Origin of the sequence: Acinetobacter sp. ANC 5054 (genome assembly GCF_002135295.1) — a bacterium.
Lineage (GTDB): Bacteria > Pseudomonadota > Gammaproteobacteria > Pseudomonadales > Moraxellaceae > Acinetobacter.
This window is the reverse complement of sequence record NZ_NEGG01000005.1, coordinates 169,359-185,491: the sequence shown is the minus strand read 5'-3', so window position 1 is coordinate 185,491 and position 16,133 is coordinate 169,359. Positions and strand designations below refer to the sequence as shown.

The following is a 16,133-nucleotide window of genomic DNA, read 5'->3' as shown; positions in this document are numbered from 1 at the left end:
CGTGAAAGGATTAAATTTCCCACTCGTGGTTACATTCACGACATTTCCATTTTTTTTGTGACTGCATGAAACCTTGCATGGAAATTTTAAAATCAGGTAGATCGCGATAGAACATAAAGCCTGCAATGACGCAAATAATAAAAACCACAACAGTTGCAGTTTGTAATGTTGTGCCAGCACCATTACCAAAAATCCACATTGAAATGCTGATTAATACAAGCAGTAATAAAATAAATACAGCAGGGATCAGCATGATCAAGCTTTTCGGCACAACTGGGCGTGCAACAGGTTCGCCTGCTTGCGCCTGTGGCATAATTTTAGGGCTTTGGCATTTAGGGCAACGGTATTGCATTACAACTCCATAATTTTAATCTATGGTTTATTCTAATCTGAATGATGTAGAAAGCAAAAAACACAGTGAAAATTGTGATGAATAAAAGCCAAGAATAAAACTCTAGGCAATAAAAAACCCAAGTCGCAATGCTTGGGTTTTTTATAAGACCATTTCAAATGATCTTGAATATGGCGTCCCTACGGGGATTCGAACCCCGGTTACCGCCGTGAAAGGGCGATGTCCTAGGCCTCTAGACGATAGGGACAAGTGAGGCAACTTTGATTTGGTTAACACCATCTCGCTGTATGGGCGCTATATTAGGGATATAACACCCACGCGTCAACTAAAAAATCAATTAAGCTTCATCAACTGCATCATTTTTCGGCAGTTTTAGGCTTTCATTGAGCTTTTCCCATGCTTTTGTTTCTTTTTTGCTCGGGCCACCTACAATTTCAAGTGCATGACGTAGGCGGGCGAAGGTCAAGTCAGGACCAATGGTGACCATCGATTGCATCACAGGGGTAGATGAAGTCGAACCTGCAATGGCAATAAAGAAGGTTGGCATAAAGTCACGGAGTTTGATTTCCATCTGTGTCGCCAAGTCCATCAAGGTTTGGCTGACCGTATCATTATTCCAAGTAAATAAGCTTTCTAAACGCCAAATCGCAAATTGAAGGCTTTGACGAACTTGTTCTTCAGACAATTTTTTGCTTTCGAACTGTTCTTTAGACAGTGTTGGGAATTGGTTGAAGTAGAAACCAGCCCAGTTTACTGCTTCAGACAATAGGTTAATACGTGGCTGAATCGCTGCTGCAATATCTTCCAACGTTTGACGGTCTGATTTCCAAGTCAACAAGGTGTTTAGAAGTTCAGCAGGGGTTAAGCCCTTAATCCACTGACCATTTAACCAGTTGAGTTTTTCGACATCAAAGATTGGGCCGCCTAAAGACACGCGTTTAATGTCGAAGTGTTCAATCATTTCTGTCAAAGTGAATTTCTCACTTTCATCAGGCATAGACCAACCCATACGACCTAAGTAGTTCAACAATGCTTCTGGTAGAACACCAATATCTTTGTAGTAGTTGATGGATGTTGGGTTTTTACGTTTAGACAGTTTTGATTTGTCTGGGTTACGTAGTAATGGCATGTGGCAAAGCACAGGCATATCCCAACCAAAGTATTTGTAAAGCAACTGATGTTTAGGCGCCGATGGAATCCATTCTTCACCACGAATCACGTGGGTAATTTCCATTAAATGGTCATCGACAACGTTTGCTAAGTGATACGTTGGTAGGCCATCGGTCTTCAATAGAATTTGCATGTCGACTTGCGCCCATGGAATTTCTACTTCACCGCGAAGTAAATCGTTAAATTTACAAATGCCTTCTTCTGGCACTTTCATACGAATCACGTGTGGTTCGCCAGCAGCCAGACGGCGTTCTACTTCTTCAGCTGTGTGTTTTAAACCACGACCATCATAACGAGGTGATTCACCACGTTCTTGTTGTTCTGCACGCATTTGATCGAGTTCTTCTGCTGTTGCGAAGCAGTAGAATGCATGACCTTTTTCAACAAGTTCTAAAGCGTATTGTTTATAAATATCCATACGTTCAGATTGGCGGTAAGGTGCATGTGGCCCGCCAACATCTGGACCTTCTGACCAGTTTAAACCTAACCAACGCAATGAATCCAAAATCATTTTTTCAGATTCAGGAGTAGAACGCAGTTGGTCTGTATCTTCAATACGAAGAATGAATTCACCACCATGTTGTTTTGCAAAACATAAGTTGAACAATGCAATGTAGGCAGTCCCAACATGTGGGAAACCAGTAGGAGAAGGTGCGATACGCGTACGAACAGTCATAATCAGCTTTTAATCAGAATGTAAATTGGGAACTATTATAACGAAAAAGCCTGATCACTTAATGCTTAATTCAACATTCAGTGATCAGGCTTTTGAAGACAGGTGAGGGAAACCTATCTAAAGAAATTTAGTACATTAAAATTTCAATATAAATTAAGAATTACTGCCCGAGAAAATAGCTTGAACAAAACGTGAAAAACTTTGGTTTTGTGAAGCAAAAAAACTTTGTGATGGTGGTGCTTTAATTGATGTAAGCACTTTAAGGCTATCATCAGTACGCCCTTTACCTTCAGATTTTTGTTGATTGAGGGCTTTTTCAATCAAAGAAGTGCGTTCGGCAGGCATGCTCACTTTACTGCTGGTGGTGTTGCTTGCCGCTGTACTTGTTGCTGCGCAAAATGCGGTTTGAGCGCTCAATGCCATACCTAATCCAAGGCATACTGCATATGAAGTTTTCATGTCCAAATCTCCCCCTACTTTGGTGATGGATCTTTATATTTGCAAATAGTTTTAATATTTAGTCTACGATTTAACCATCTTTTGTAATTAAAAAGTAGAACTACGTCACAATATTAACAAAAAAATAAACAAAATCTATTCAAGGATTACTTAAATAGCCTGTTTTATCCTGAATTGGCGTAGTTGTAACAGATAACTGTGAAGATAGCATGAAGATCACCGATGAGATTAATTCTTATATCTAATTTTTTGCATTTTATACTCATTTTTTAGATATCTTTAAAATCGAAATGTTAGTGAAGATAAGTTATAGCTTACTGATTGTTAAAAATATTTTAGATTTATATAGTGCTTGCAAGATTAAATATAAGAGTAAAGCACATGAAAAAAATAATCGCTTCAAGCATTTTGGCAATATTAAGCGGGGTGGCAGCGCAGCTGCATGCAGCAAAGGATTTTCTCAACGTTTCTTATGATCCGACACGCGAGTTTTATCAAGAATATAACCAAGAATTTGGGCAATATTGGAAAAAGCGAACTGGACAGGATATTAACTTTAAGCAATCTCATGGCGGCTCTGGGAAACAGGCGCGTGCCGTTGCAACGGGTTTGCAAGCGGATGTTGTGACCTTAGCTTTGGCGAATGATATTGATGAAATTGTCGCAACTGGGCAAATCAAAAAGAATTGGCAAAAGCAATTTCCACATAATTCTGCACCCTATACGTCAACCATTGTTTTTTTGGTGCGTAAAGGCAATCCCAAGAAAATTAAAGATTGGAATGATTTAACGAAACCGGGTGTGGAAATTATTACCCCAAATCCTAAAACGGGGGGTGCACCGCGTTGGATTTATTTATCTGCATGGGGCTATGCATTAAAGCAACCCGGCGGTAATGATGCCAAAGCCAAAGAATTGGTGAAAAAGCTCTATTCAAATGTCAAAGTTTTGGACTCCGGTGCACGTGGTTCGTTAACCACATTTGCTGAGCGTGGTATTGGGGATGTGTTGCTCTCTTGGGAAAATGAAGCATTGCTTGCCACTCAAGGCTTAGGCAAAGATAAATTTGAGATTGTTTACCCATCCATTTCAATTTTGGCAGAGCCGTCGGTGGCTGTCGTGGATCAAACCGTCGATAAAAATGGCAATCGAAATTTAGCGACAGGCTATCTGAATTATTTATATTCACCGAAAGGGCAGGAACTAGCAGGTAAATATTTCTTCCGTCCACGCGATGCGAAAGCCACTGCTAAATACGCTGCACAATTTCCTAAAGTACAGACATTCACGATAGACAAGGTGTTCGGTGGTTGGGCGAAAGCGCAGAAAACCCATTTTGTGAATGGAGCAATCTTTGACCAAATTTATAGTGAAAAAAATTAATGATTTTCTAGAAAATGATAGTGATGACAAGAAAAACGGATAATAAGTTTATCCGTTTTTTATATATGTAATGCATAAAATTCTATATATGCGGAATAAGTAGATTGTTTTGCGCTATTTTGACATGAAAAACAAAAGATTAAAAAATTATCGCGATGAGTGCTGGGGTTGAATCCATGCTGCGACCAATTGCGATTTATGACTTTATTTCATATATTTAGCAGCATTGAAGATAACTTACTGCTGACTGACATGAAAACTCAATTTAAAGCGTGGATCAGTGCTGCATTGCTTGCAACAGGTGTTGCTTTTACTGCAACCACAACACAAGCTGCGGACCGTGAATTCTTAAACGTATCGTATGATGCAACACGTGAATTTTACGATGAATTTAATAAATCTTTTGGTGCGTATTGGAAAGCACGTACAGGTAAAACTGTTGATTTTAAACAGTCACATGGCGGTTCAGGCAAGCAAGCACGTTCCGTTGTTGATGGCTTAAAAGGCGATGTTGTGACTTTGGCATTGGCAAACGATATTGAAGAAATCGTGAAATCGGGTCAAATTCAACCAGGTTGGCAAAAAGAATTCCCACACAATTCAGCACCGTATACATCAACAATTGTATTCATGGTCCGTAAGGGCAACCCTAAACACATTAAAGATTGGTCAGATTTGGCAAAACCGGGTGTTCAAATTATTACACCTAACCCGAAAACGGGTGGCTTGCCTCGTTGGGTTTATCTTTCTGCTTGGGGTTATGCACTGAAACAACCAGGTGGTAATGATGCTAAAGCCAAAGAGTTCGTCGGTAAAATGTATCGCAACGTAAAAGTGATGGATTCTGCTGCACGTGCTTCGATGACGACATTTGCTGAGCGTGGTATTGGCGATGTGTTATTAACTTGGGAAAATGAAGCCTTAGTTACGCAAAAAACTTTGGGTAAAAACAAGTTTGATATCGTTTATCCATCCATTTCTATTTTGACTGAACCTTCAGTTGCGATTGTCGATAAAACAGTCGAAAAAAATGGCAATAAATGGTTAGCTCAAGGATATATCAACTACCTATATTCTCCTTTAGGTCAAGACATGGCGGCACGTCATTTCTATCGTCCACGTAATGCTGAAATTTTAGCGAAATACAAAACACAATTCCCACCATTAAAAACGTTCACGATTGATGAAGTCTTTGGTGGATGGGCGAAAGCGCAACAAACACATTTTGTGAATGGTGCGATCTTCGATCAAATCTATAACAGCAAACGTTAAGAACGGATCAGATCAACTCAGTTGATGCAAAAACGCCTCCTTCGGGAGGCTTTTTTATGCGATGTAAAAATTAAAAACGGTTTTCTCTATGAAAAGTAATATTTCTGTACAAAAAGTCGTTTGGAGCTTTGTTAAAACAAGGTAATAATGTGCAGTTACATTTTTAGCTGTGTTGAACGAACCCTTATGTCGCATATTTCTGTATTACTTCATGAAACTGTTGATGCTTTACTGGCAGATCGCAATACAGGAATTTTTGTAGATGGCACATTTGGGCGCGGTGGTCATACCCGTTTATTACTGTCTAAACTCGATGAAAATGCACGTGTTTATGGCTTTGATAAAGACCCACAAGCTTTAGCCGTTGCAGCTGAATTAGAACAAGAAGATTCGCGCTTTAAAATTATTCATGCCAGCTTTGCTGATTTAAAACATGAGTTACAAAGCCGCGGTATTGATTTGGTGGATGGCATCATGGCCGATTTAGGCGTGTCTTCACCGCAATTGGATCAAGCTGAACGTGGTTTCAGTTTTATGAAAGATGGCCCGCTGGATATGCGTATGGATAACTCTCAAGGTCCGACAGCAGCACAGTGGTTGGTGGATATTGATGAAGAAGATTTGGCCAACATCATTTATAAATATGGTGAAGAACGTTATAGCCGTCGTATTGCCAAAGCGATTAAAGCAGCAGGTTATATTGAAACGACAGGGCAGTTAGCCGAGATCGTTAAAGTTGCACACCCGAAATGGGAAAAGAATAAGCATGCGGCAACACGGACATTCCAAGCGATTCGTATTGCTATTAATAAAGAACTCGACGATATTGATATATTCTTACCTCAAGCAGTGGAAATGCTGAAGCCAGAAGGAACTTTGGCTGTGATTAGTTTCCATTCTTTAGAGGATCGATTAATTAAACAATTTATCCAAAAAGAATCGACACTCGCTGAAGACACAGGTTGGGGTTTACCACAAAAACGCGAAGATACCCGCCGACTTAAAAAAGTGTCACGTATTAAAGCAAGTGATGAAGAAGTAAAAGCCAATCCGCGCTCACGTAGTGCTTGGCTTCGTGTGGCAGAGCGTCTAGCTTAAAAGGCAAATAATGAAAACCGAAGCAATAGAAAAAATATCGAATAAGTTGCAGACAAAGAAAACCATTGTCTATGCTGTTTTATTGTTGCTGGTCTTTGTCAGCGCAATAATGGTGGTGCTTCAAGTTTTTGAATATCGCCAAGATTATCGCCAGTTAAGCACATTTATGCGTGAGCGTGATGACCTCAATGCTGAATGGGGACGATTGTTGATTGAACAGCAAACCTTTGGTGCAACTGCCCAAATTGGGACGCGTGCGGTTACACAGCTTCGGATGTATTCGCCACCTATTGCTCAAACCGTTGTTATTTCATTGCCACAAACTTCAGAACAGAAAAAATAGGCTGCCTGTCACATGGTTGAAAAGAGAAACAAACAAGCCCCACGTAAAAAACAGCAGTCTGTAACAGGTCGAACTGCGATTGCTGTGGAGATGTGGCGCTACCATTTAATGTGGGCAGTGGTATTGCTGTGTTTTGTCGCTTTGGTTGGACGTGCATTCTATGTGCAAATCGTCAATAAAGACTTTTTGCAAAATAAAGCCAATGCCAAAATTTTAAGAACAGAAACTTTAAAAGCGATGCGTGGCGTGATTTACGATCGACATGGTGTGCCATTGGCGATCAGTACCCCGATTATGAAAATTGTCATCGATCCACGTGACTATTTTGACAATAAAAAGCTGTTTGAAGAAACCACGGCGGAATTAGCCAAAGATCCAAATAATCGTAAACTGAAACGTCAGTTACCCGATAAAAACCTGAATTTAGATGAACTTGCTGATGCAGTCGGTATGGATCGCGCTGAACTGAAACGCAAACTGAATGAGCGTCCACGTTCACGTTATTTGGTACTCAAAAAAGAAGTGCCGCCACAGCAAGCTGAATTGATTTTAAAACGTGATTTTCAGGGCGTTTATACTGAGAAAAACTATAAGCGTTACTACCCGCAACCACAGCCAAATTCACAAATTATTGGTTTGACCAATAGTGAAGGGATGGGGATTGAAGGTTTGGAAATGCAGTTGAATCAACGTCTTTCTGGGATTGACGGTGCACAGCAAATTGTCCGAGACAAAAAAGGCAATCGTGTCAAAGACCCTGAAATTGTGAAAGAAGTTGAATCGGGTGAAAACATTACCCTCAGTATCGATTCGCGTTTGCAATACATTATGTACCGTGAATTGACCGCTGCGGGTGTTGCCAACAATGCACGTTCTGCAACGGCGATTGCTGTCGATGTGAAAACAGGTGAAATCTTGGCGATGACCTCATGGCCGTCTTACAACCCGAATGATAAAAAGGGTGTGTTGAATAAAGATGCCATGCGTAACCGTGGTGCGATTGACTCATTCGAACCGGGTTCAACCATGAAACCGCTAACGATTTCGATGGCGCTCGAAAGCGGAAAATATCAGCCAAATACGGTCGTGAATACTTCTCCGGGTTCAATGCGTGTGGGTAATCACACCATTCGTGATACACATAACTATGGCGCTTTAACTTTGGGTGGGATTATTCAAAAATCATCCAACGTAGGGGTAGCCAAAATTGCACTTTCACTGCCATACGAGACATTACCAACATTCTATAAACGCCTTGGCTTTGGACAACGCTCTGCGGTGAAATTCCCCGGTGAAAGTGGTGGTTTAATCCTGCCACCAAGCAAATGGAATGTGTCCGAGGTAGCGACTATGGCCTATGGTTATGGTTTGAATGCCACAGTACTGCAAATGGTGGATGCCTATGCCATGCTGGCAAACAAAGGGCTAAAAATGCCTTTAAGCCTATATAAGCTGGAAGAGCAGCCCAAAGGCGAGCAAGTGATTGATCCTAAAATTGCTGATCAAGTGCTGCTGATGATGGAAACCGCAACATTACCAGGTGGTACGGCTACTCGTGCGACTATCCCAGGTTATCGTGTTGCCGGTAAAACGGGGACAGCGCATAAATTACGTGCAGACCGTAAAGGTTATTCGACCAATGAATATCGTGCATTGTTTGCTGGTGTTGCGCCCGTTAGTGATCCACGTTTAGCCATGGTGGTCGTGGTAGAAAATCCACAAGGCACCTACTATGGTGGTACGGTGTCGGCACCAGTATTTGCACGTGTCATGCAAGAATCTTTACGTTTAATGAACGTGCCTTTAGACAAACCTTTAGATACTCCCAAGATCCAGTAATAGGTGATGAATGAAAATTACGTTTCAAGATCTATACACCGTTGAACAGCCCGCTGAATGGATGACACAATCCTTTCAGGGCTTCAATCTGGATAGTCGTAAAGTGACCACAGGGCAAATTTTTATTGCCCTGACTTCGTTTTCGCAACCTGAAAAAACCGCGCAATTCGCCCAAGTAGCATTAGAGCGTGGTGCTTTGGCTGTGGTTTCGGAAATGGACTTGGGATTAAGCCCAAGTGTTGTGGTTGAAGACGTACGTCAACTGATGGGACAGTGGCAAAAGCAATATTTGCAAGCAACTCAGCCTGTGCAAGCTGCAAGAATTCTAGCGGTGACAGGAACCAATGGGAAAACCACTATTTCGCGTTTAATCGCTGAACTGCTTATGCTACAAGGCAAAAAATGTGCGGTGATGGGTACGACAGGCAATGGTATTCTTCCGAATTTAGAAGCATCCTCACACACCACCTTAGATGCATTACATATGCAAAATGCTTTGTATGCTTATGCGCAAGCAGGTGCTGAGTTTGCAGCAATTGAAGCCAGTTCTCATGGTTTGGAGCAAGGCCGTTTAAATGGCTGTGCAATTGAAATCGCGGCTTATAGCAATTTAAGTCGTGATCATCTGGATTATCATAAAACCCTTGAAGCCTATGCTGAAGCTAAATCGGGTTTATTCAAGTTTCCATCGTTAAAAGTGGCGATTATCAATATTGATGATGCACATGCAAACGTGATGCTGAATGCTGCACGTCAAAATCCAGCACAGCCTAAAATTTTAACTTATTCAACGACTCAAGCTGCTGATTATCAAGTCACGGATATTCAATACAGCTTAAACGGTGCACAGTTTAAATTACGCACAGCGCAAGCTGAATTTGAGGTGCAGAGCCCGTTACTTGGTCATTTTAATATTGAAAATATTGTGGCGAGTTTAATTGCTGCTGAGCAAGCAGGTTTTGATTTGGCAGCCTTAATTGCAACTGCACCAAAGCTTAAAGGTGCGCCAGGCCGTATGCAGGTGATTCGTGATGATGAGCGTTTATTTGTTGTCGATTATGCACATACACCGGATGCTCTGATCCAAGTCTTACAAACTTTAAAACGCCATGTTTCGCAGCAGCTTTGGGCTGTGTTTGGCTGTGGTGGTGACCGTGATCGTGGAAAACGTCCTTTGATGACCCAAGCGGCTTTAAACCATGCCGATGTGGCATTGATTACGTCGGATAATCCACGAACTGAAGACCCTGAACAAATTTTTGCAGATATGAAAGCTGGAATGGATTTTACAGGACATACTGTTCATGAAATTCATGACCGCCGTGAAGCGATTAAATATGCCGTGAACCATGCACAAGCTGGGGATATTGTAGTGATTGCTGGTAAAGGCCACGAAAATTATCAAGAAATTGATGGTGTGCGCCATTGGTTTGATGATGTGGTGGAAGTGAAATCTGCCCTAGATACGCAACATCACAACACTGATTCGGCTTACCCAGCGCAATAGGAATAGATATGCATACCTCTACGACCAGTACGGTTCCTTTAGAACCATGGACAGCCGAACAGTTAGCCATAGCCACTCAAGGTTATTGGCATAATGACAAAGCCCCGTCAGGATCAATCAAACGTATTTTGACTGATTCACGTGATGCAGAACTTGGTGATGCCTTTTTAGCCTTAAAAGGTGAGCGTTTTGATGCACATAACTTTGTTGCACAAGTAGCGGCCCATGGCTGTGAAGTGGCGATTGTGAGTCATGCTGTTGATGCAGATATTTGTCAGTTGGTAGTTAAAGATACTCGCTTAGCTTTGGGGCACTTAGGTGCGTATCGTCGTGCGCAAAATTCACAATTAAAAGTGATTGCATTGACGGGAAGTAGCGGTAAAACCACCACCAAGGAAATGCTTGGCAGTATTTTGTCGCGTCTAGCGCCTACGTTAATTACTCGCGGTAACTTAAATAATGATTTAGGTGTACCGATGATGCTGCTTGAACTACGTCCTGAGCATCAATATGCGGTGATGGAGCTCGGTGCGAGCCATAAAGGTGAGATTGATTACACCTCGAATTTGGTACAGCCGCAAGTGGCGGGTATTTTAAATATCGGCACAGCACATATGGGTGAATTTGGTGGGCGTGAAGGGATATGTAGCGCTAAATCTGAAATTTATGCACATATAGCGAAAACAGGAACTTCGATCGTCCCTGCAGCAGATGATTTTACCGATTCGATTGCAGCTGCGGTTCAAACCGAGCAAGTCATGCGTTTTGGTCAGGGGGGGGATGTATTTGCTACTGACATTGAATTACATGCGCAATCTGCGAATTTTATTTTAAATACGCCTCAAGGTGTACGCCCTGTGCAATTGCCTTTTGCGGGTGAGCATAATGTACAAAATGCCACAGCAGCTGCGGCATTTGCGTTATCGATTGGGGTAGGTTTGGATGATATTGTCATTGGGCTAGAACAAGCCAAAGGTGCCAAAGGTCGTTTAAACTTTATTGCACAAGAAAATCATTTATTTATTGATGATACCTACAATGCTAATCCGACCTCTATGCGTGCTGCAGCCGACGTACTGGCTCAGCAAGCAGGCATCAAAGTCATGGTGATGGGGGATATTGGCGAACTAGGTTCATCTGCTGCACAGCAACATTATATGTTGGGTCGTGACCTTGTATCGGTGAAGGATATTAACTTTGTCGTGGCTGTCGGTGAGTTTTCACCCGCAGTTCAAGAAGGTGCGCGCAGTACCCAATATGGTAAAAAATTGCAGGCCTTTCTATCACAAGAACAGGCACTACCGTTTTTAATTAGTTTAGTCAAAACACATCAGCCTCAGTCCATGAGTTTCCTGTTTAAAGGTTCTCGTTATACCCACATGGAAACTCTGATGGCTGAATTGATGGAGAAAATTTAATGCTGTTATGGTTATTTGAGCAGCTTGCGGGTTATCACAGCTCGTTCCAAGTTGTTCGTTATTTAACGCTTCGTTCGTTACTCAGTGTCTTAACGGCATTGGCCATTGGTCTGCTGCTTGGACCCGTGATGATTCGAAAATTGCAAGCTCTCAAATATGGTCAAGCAGTCAGTTCATTTGCACCTGAAAATCATGCAAAAAAAATGGGTACACCGACCATGGGTGGTGTACTGATTTTACTTTCAATCGGTATTTCAACTTTGTTGTGGGCAGATTTATCCAACCCTTATGTGTGGATCGTGCTCGGTGTGATGGTGATCTTTGGTGCTGTGGGTTGGGCGGATGATTGGATTAAAATCCGCTATAAAGACAATGCTGGCTTACCTGCGAAGAAAAAATTCTTTTGGACTTCAGTAGCATCATTGGGTGCAGGTATTGCGCTTTATGTGATTGCGACTCAACAAGCGAATCCGGTACATACCACAAATATGTTGGACTTGCTGATTCCATTTTTTAAGGAAATCAGCATTCCACTTTCAATTATTCCATTGGGTATTGGCTTTATTGTCTTTACTTATTTGGTGATTAACGGTGCGTCAAATGCGGTGAACTTGACTGATGGTCTAGATGGCTTAGCCATTATGCCAATTGTCTTGGTTGCAGCAGGTTTAGGTGTGTTTGCTTACTTGGCGGGTGATGTACGTTTTGCCAATTATTTACATATTCCATATGTGAAATATTCATCTGAATTGGTAGTGATTTGTGCTGCCATGATTGGTGCGGGTCTGGCATTTTTATGGTTTAACGCACATCCTGCTCAAGTCTTCATGGGCGATGTGGGTGCATTATCATTGGGTGCGATGCTTGGTACGATTGCCGTCATGGTCCGCCAAGAAATCGTATTTGCGATCATGGGTGGTGTATTTGTGGTGGAAGCGATTTCAGTGTTCCTGCAAATCGGCTCACTTCGTATGCGTAATAAACGTGTGTTCTTAATGGCGCCGCTACATCACCACTATGAGAAAAAAGGTTGGCGTGAAACACAGGTGGTGATTCGTTTCTGGATTATCACAATTATGCTGGTAGTTTTAGGTCTAATGACTTTAAAATTACGTTAAGCAAATAAATAACGAAACCGGCATTTGCTCCCACATTTGCCGGTTTTTTTATTTTTAAAAATCGATTGGAGTTAAAAATGAACTTGCTGATGTGTCCGGTGTGTCGTGAAGCATTAAAACTAGATGAGCGGACATGGCATTGTGAAAACAATCATAGCTACGATGTAGCCAAGCAAGGCTATGTGAATCTACATGTCGTGCAGCATAAGCACAGTAAAAATCCGGGGGATACCCCTGAGTCTGTGCAGGCTCGTCGCGCATTTTTAAGTGCTGGGCATTACGCTCCTTTACAGCAAGCGGTCGTGCAAAAAATCCGTGAATTACGTGTTGAAAATTTGTTGGATATCGGCTGTGGTGAAGGTTATTACACCAATGCAATGCAAGCTGAAGTATTGCAATGTGTCGGTGTGGATATTGCTAAAAATGCGGTACAAGTTGCAGCTAAATTGAATAAAAATATCACTTGGGTGGTTGGAACAGGTGCGACTTTGCCAGTTTTGGATCACTCGATTGATTTATGTACCAGTCTATTTAGTCCGATTCCCAAAGACGAAATTTTACGTGTACTTAAACCTACAGGTCATTTGATGGTGGTAACACCTGCACCAGAACATCTTTATACAATGCGTGAAGCCTTGTTTGAAGAAGTAAAGCCTCATGAACCGCATAAATTTGTGGAGCAACTGGCTGCAGACTTTGAACTGGAAAGCGAGCAAGTCGTTGATGCCGATATGTTGCTACCACAGCAAGATTTAAAGCACTTAATTGCAATGACACCTTATGCTTACAAAGTGAAAGCTGAACGTCGCGACGCTTTGGAACAACAGGATCAATTCAAATTAAAAGCACAATATCAAATCTATGTGTTTAAGAAGAAATAATTTCTAAAGAAAAAATAAAACAATAAAAAAGCCCTCATATGAGGGCTTTTTTATTGTTTTAAATCATTGAACTTGGTCAATTAAATGATCAAGCGCATCAGGCTTATGTTCCGAATTTTGCGGCTTATTCGGCTGCATTGGCGGCGGCGCAACACGGTTTGGTGCTAGATTGGATTCTGCTGTACCTGTACCAGGCAAGTCGGCAAAGTCATTTTGTGATGCTTGCGGCTTTGGTGCTACTGGCGCAGGACGGTAGAGTGGTTGCGCCATAGGAGGTGATGAACCTCGATCATGCTCAGGCTCAGTTGGATCCGATTTTGGTGAGTTTCGGTTAATCGGGTTCTTGGCATGTGTATCTAAATGTACCCAAGCTTCAGGCGTATCTTTGAGTGATTTCGCCATAAAGTCAGACCAAATTGGAAGGGCAGCAACACCACCATATTCACGACGACCTAATGTTGATGGTTGGTCAAAACCGACCCAAGCAATAGTCACTAATTTTCCATTGAAGCCAGCGAACCAAGCATCTTTAGCATCATTGGTGGTACCTGTTTTACCGCCTAAATCGCCACGTCCAATTTTCAATGCAGCACGACCAGTACCATGTTGAATTACGTCACGTAGGATATTAGCCATATCGAAAGCAGAGCTTGATTTTAAAATGCGCTGTGCTTGACGATAATTGGCAGCTTCAGGATCGGCCTGAGTGTCTTTGGCTTTATCTGCATTGTCTTGATTGGTGACTTCAATCACTTCATCATCAGGTGTTGTGACTTCCGCAGACTCAACCTCATCTTTTTGATTAATACATTTGATACACGCATATTCAGGATTAGCTTTATAAATCACTTGTCCATAAGCATCTTCAATGCGATTGATGAAATGCGGTTGAATACGATATCCGCCATTGGCGAAGGTTGCATAACCTGTCGCCATTTGAATCGGCAACACTTGAGGTGTACCCAAAGCGATAGTGTAATTGCGGGGAATTTGATTTTCTTGTAAGCCAAAGTCCATGAACAATTGACGCGTACGCTCAATACCCACTGCTTGTAATAAACGAACCGATACCGTGTTACGTGAAAGGTATAGTGCACGGCGTAGGGGGATCATGCCTAAATAGCGGCCATCCGAGTTTTTGGGTGACCATTTACCAATGCTAATGGGATTGTCATTGACCATAGTATAAGGCGTCATACCACGTTCAAGTGCGAGCGCATAAACAAAGGGTTTAATCGTAGAGCCAGGTTGACGCCAGCCTTGTAATGCACGGTTGAATTTAGATTGATAAAAATTATAACCACCAACAATGGCTTCAATTCCACCATTATTGGGATTCAGTGCGATCAATTGACCTTGCGCTTTAGGAATTTGGACTAAAGCCCACGAACTTTTATCTGCATTCGGACGTAAGCGGATAATGTCTTTAACTTTTACAATTTGTGATGCATTGCTGGGCGCATTACCTACACTGTTTGCATTACGATAGGGACGTGCCCAAGAAAGGCCTGACCAAGGTACGGTCACAGTGCTGCCATCTTGCATTAAGGCTTCAATACTGGTGTTGTTGACCTTGGTGACTTCAGCAGGATAAGTGTTTGCATATGGAGTGAAATTTTTTAAAGGCTCATCATGTGCTTCTGCGCCACGCCAGCCGTGACGTCGGTCATAGTCTTCTAGACCATCTTGTACCGCTTGTTCAGCATAGGCTTGGCGTTGACTGTTAATGGTGGTGTAAACTTTATAACCAGAATCGACCGCTTGATCACCAAACTTCTCAACCAGTTCAGAGCGCACCATTTCACCTACATAGGGAAATTTGTTACTCACTCCACGATCGGGCATATCGAGATTAATCGGTTCAGCAATCGCTTTTTGATATTCAGATTGATTGATGTAGCCCAATTGCAGCATACGGCCTAAAATCCAGTTACGGCGTTCAAGTGCACGCTTTGGATTGGCAACAGGATTATATTTCGAAGGTGCTTTAGGTAAACCCGATATCATGGCCATTTGAGCCAAACTGAGTTCATCTAAGTTTTTGTTATAATAAATTTTAGCAGCCGCTGCGATACCATAAGCATTTTTTCCTAAGAAAATTTTATTGACATATAAGGTTAAAATTTCTTGCTTACTTAGATTTTGTTCGATTTTTCGAGCAAGAAATACCTCAGTCAATTTCCGCTTTAAGGTACGCTCTGAACTTAAATAATAGTTCTTAGCCACCTGCATGGTAATGGTAGAGCCACCTGTTTGAACATCAGAGCCCGTAATGGTTTCGCTGACTGCACGGCCTAAGCCTTTAAAGCTAATGCCACTATGTTCAAAGAAAGATGAGTCTTCAGCCGCTAAGAAACCATGAATGAAATGCGCTGGAATTTGATCGTATTCCACAGGCACGGAAAGTTTGCCGCCATACTCTGCAATGAGCTCATTATCAGCACTATAAACCTGTAAGGGTTTTAATAATGGTGCCTTTTTTAAAATGGACATTTCAGGCAAAGACGGGGCAATATAGAGATACATGCCATAGAAACCCATTGGAATTGCGACCAAAATAATAATAATGACCAAAAAAAATGGATGAACAAGGCCTGAACAAGATAGCTTTTTCATA

At 41.9% G+C, this 16,133-nt stretch carries 13 protein-coding genes and 1 tRNA gene; 9 read left to right on the top strand and 5 right to left on the bottom strand.

Annotated elements, in window-relative coordinates; genetic code table 11:
- Positions 1–10 precede the first annotated feature (10 nt).
- From B9T33_RS07195 to B9T33_RS07180, 4 genes are all read right to left on the bottom strand, one after another.
- Complete coding sequence (locus B9T33_RS07195; RefSeq protein ID WP_086178256.1) at positions 11–352, bottom strand: hypothetical protein; 342 nt, start codon at positions 350–352, stop codon at positions 11–13.
- Between the two features lie 171 nt (positions 353–523).
- A tRNA-Glu gene (locus B9T33_RS07190) sits at positions 524–599 on the bottom strand.
- A gap of 90 nt (positions 600–689) precedes the next feature.
- Complete coding sequence (gltX, locus tag B9T33_RS07185; RefSeq protein ID WP_086178255.1) at positions 690–2,198, bottom strand: glutamate--tRNA ligase; 1,509 nt, start codon at positions 2,196–2,198, stop codon at positions 690–692.
- A 153-nt stretch (positions 2,199–2,351) separates the two neighbouring features.
- Entirely contained in the window at positions 2,352–2,657 is a 306-nt protein-coding gene (locus tag B9T33_RS07180; RefSeq protein WP_086178254.1) for a hypothetical protein, read from the bottom strand.
- 381 nt (positions 2,658–3,038) lie between these two features.
- On the opposite strand from B9T33_RS07180, the gene B9T33_RS07175 reads away from it, so the two are divergent.
- From B9T33_RS07175 to B9T33_RS07135, 9 genes are all read left to right on the top strand, one after another.
- Positions 3,039–4,040 (top strand): sulfate ABC transporter substrate-binding protein, encoded by a 1,002-nt coding sequence (locus B9T33_RS07175; protein WP_086178253.1) that lies wholly within the window; start codon positions 3,039–3,041, stop codon positions 4,038–4,040.
- Between the two features lie 252 nt (positions 4,041–4,292).
- Positions 4,293–5,312, top strand: a complete 1,020-nt coding sequence (locus B9T33_RS07170; protein ID WP_086178317.1) for a sulfate ABC transporter substrate-binding protein — start codon at positions 4,293–4,295, stop codon at positions 5,310–5,312.
- 186 nt (positions 5,313–5,498) lie between these two features.
- Positions 5,499–6,410, top strand: a complete 912-nt coding sequence (gene rsmH, locus B9T33_RS07165) for a 16S rRNA (cytosine(1402)-N(4))-methyltransferase RsmH (RefSeq protein ID WP_086178252.1) — start codon at positions 5,499–5,501, stop codon at positions 6,408–6,410.
- Between the two features lie 10 nt (positions 6,411–6,420).
- A complete protein-coding gene (gene ftsL, locus B9T33_RS07160; RefSeq protein ID WP_086178251.1) occupies positions 6,421–6,753 on the top strand; it encodes a cell division protein FtsL in 333 nt (110 codons plus the stop codon).
- A 12-nt stretch (positions 6,754–6,765) separates the two neighbouring features.
- Positions 6,766–8,592, top strand: coding sequence for a penicillin-binding protein PBP3 (ftsI, locus tag B9T33_RS07155; RefSeq protein WP_086178250.1), 1,827 nt, complete (start codon positions 6,766–6,768; stop codon positions 8,590–8,592).
- Between the two features lie 10 nt (positions 8,593–8,602).
- Complete coding sequence (locus B9T33_RS07150; RefSeq protein ID WP_086178249.1) at positions 8,603–10,099, top strand: UDP-N-acetylmuramoyl-L-alanyl-D-glutamate--2,6-diaminopimelate ligase; 1,497 nt, start codon at positions 8,603–8,605, stop codon at positions 10,097–10,099.
- 8 nt (positions 10,100–10,107) lie between these two features.
- A complete protein-coding gene (locus B9T33_RS07145) occupies positions 10,108–11,517 on the top strand; it encodes a UDP-N-acetylmuramoyl-tripeptide--D-alanyl-D-alanine ligase (RefSeq protein WP_086178248.1) in 1,410 nt (469 codons plus the stop codon).
- Positions 11,517–12,635, top strand: a complete 1,119-nt coding sequence (gene mraY, locus B9T33_RS07140) for a phospho-N-acetylmuramoyl-pentapeptide-transferase (RefSeq protein ID WP_086178247.1) — start codon at positions 11,517–11,519, stop codon at positions 12,633–12,635. The genes B9T33_RS07145 and mraY overlap by 1 nt, the downstream gene beginning before the upstream one ends.
- 77 nt (positions 12,636–12,712) lie before the next feature.
- Entirely contained in the window at positions 12,713–13,516 is an 804-nt protein-coding gene (locus B9T33_RS07135) for a putative RNA methyltransferase (protein WP_086178246.1), read from the top strand.
- A 63-nt stretch (positions 13,517–13,579) separates the two neighbouring features.
- Here the strand turns inward: B9T33_RS07135 and ponA are convergent, their stop codons facing one another.
- Entirely contained in the window at positions 13,580–16,132 is a 2,553-nt protein-coding gene (gene ponA, locus B9T33_RS07130) for a penicillin-binding protein PBP1a (protein WP_086178245.1), read from the bottom strand.
- Position 16,133 lies beyond the last annotated feature (1 nt).

Excerpts from the sequence above, each read along its gene's own strand:
- ftsI (WP_086178250.1), top strand. The coding sequence starts at position 6,766 with ATGGTTGAAAAGAGAAACAAACAAGCCCCACGTAAAAAACAGCAGTCT.
- B9T33_RS07170 (WP_086178317.1), top strand. The coding sequence starts at position 4,293 with ATGAAAACTCAATTTAAAGCGTGGATCAGTGCTGCATTGCTTGCAACA.
- ftsL (WP_086178251.1), top strand. The coding sequence starts at position 6,421 with ATGAAAACCGAAGCAATAGAAAAAATATCGAATAAGTTGCAGACAAAG.
- B9T33_RS07135 (WP_086178246.1), top strand. The coding sequence starts at position 12,713 with ATGAACTTGCTGATGTGTCCGGTGTGTCGTGAAGCATTAAAACTAGAT.
- B9T33_RS07175 (WP_086178253.1), top strand. The coding sequence starts at position 3,039 with ATGAAAAAAATAATCGCTTCAAGCATTTTGGCAATATTAAGCGGGGTG.
- B9T33_RS07195 (WP_086178256.1), bottom strand. The coding sequence starts at position 352 with ATGCAATACCGTTGCCCTAAATGCCAAAGCCCTAAAATTATGCCACAG.
- B9T33_RS07150 (WP_086178249.1), top strand. The coding sequence starts at position 8,603 with ATGAAAATTACGTTTCAAGATCTATACACCGTTGAACAGCCCGCTGAA.
- B9T33_RS07180 (WP_086178254.1), bottom strand. The coding sequence starts at position 2,657 with ATGAAAACTTCATATGCAGTATGCCTTGGATTAGGTATGGCATTGAGC.
- mraY (WP_086178247.1), top strand. The coding sequence starts at position 11,517 with ATGCTGTTATGGTTATTTGAGCAGCTTGCGGGTTATCACAGCTCGTTC.
- B9T33_RS07145 (WP_086178248.1), top strand. The coding sequence starts at position 10,108 with ATGCATACCTCTACGACCAGTACGGTTCCTTTAGAACCATGGACAGCC.
- rsmH (WP_086178252.1), top strand. The coding sequence starts at position 5,499 with ATGTCGCATATTTCTGTATTACTTCATGAAACTGTTGATGCTTTACTG.
- ponA (WP_086178245.1), bottom strand. The coding sequence starts at position 16,132 with ATGAAAAAGCTATCTTGTTCAGGCCTTGTTCATCCATTTTTTTTGGTC.
- gltX (WP_086178255.1), bottom strand. The coding sequence starts at position 2,198 with ATGACTGTTCGTACGCGTATCGCACCTTCTCCTACTGGTTTCCCACAT.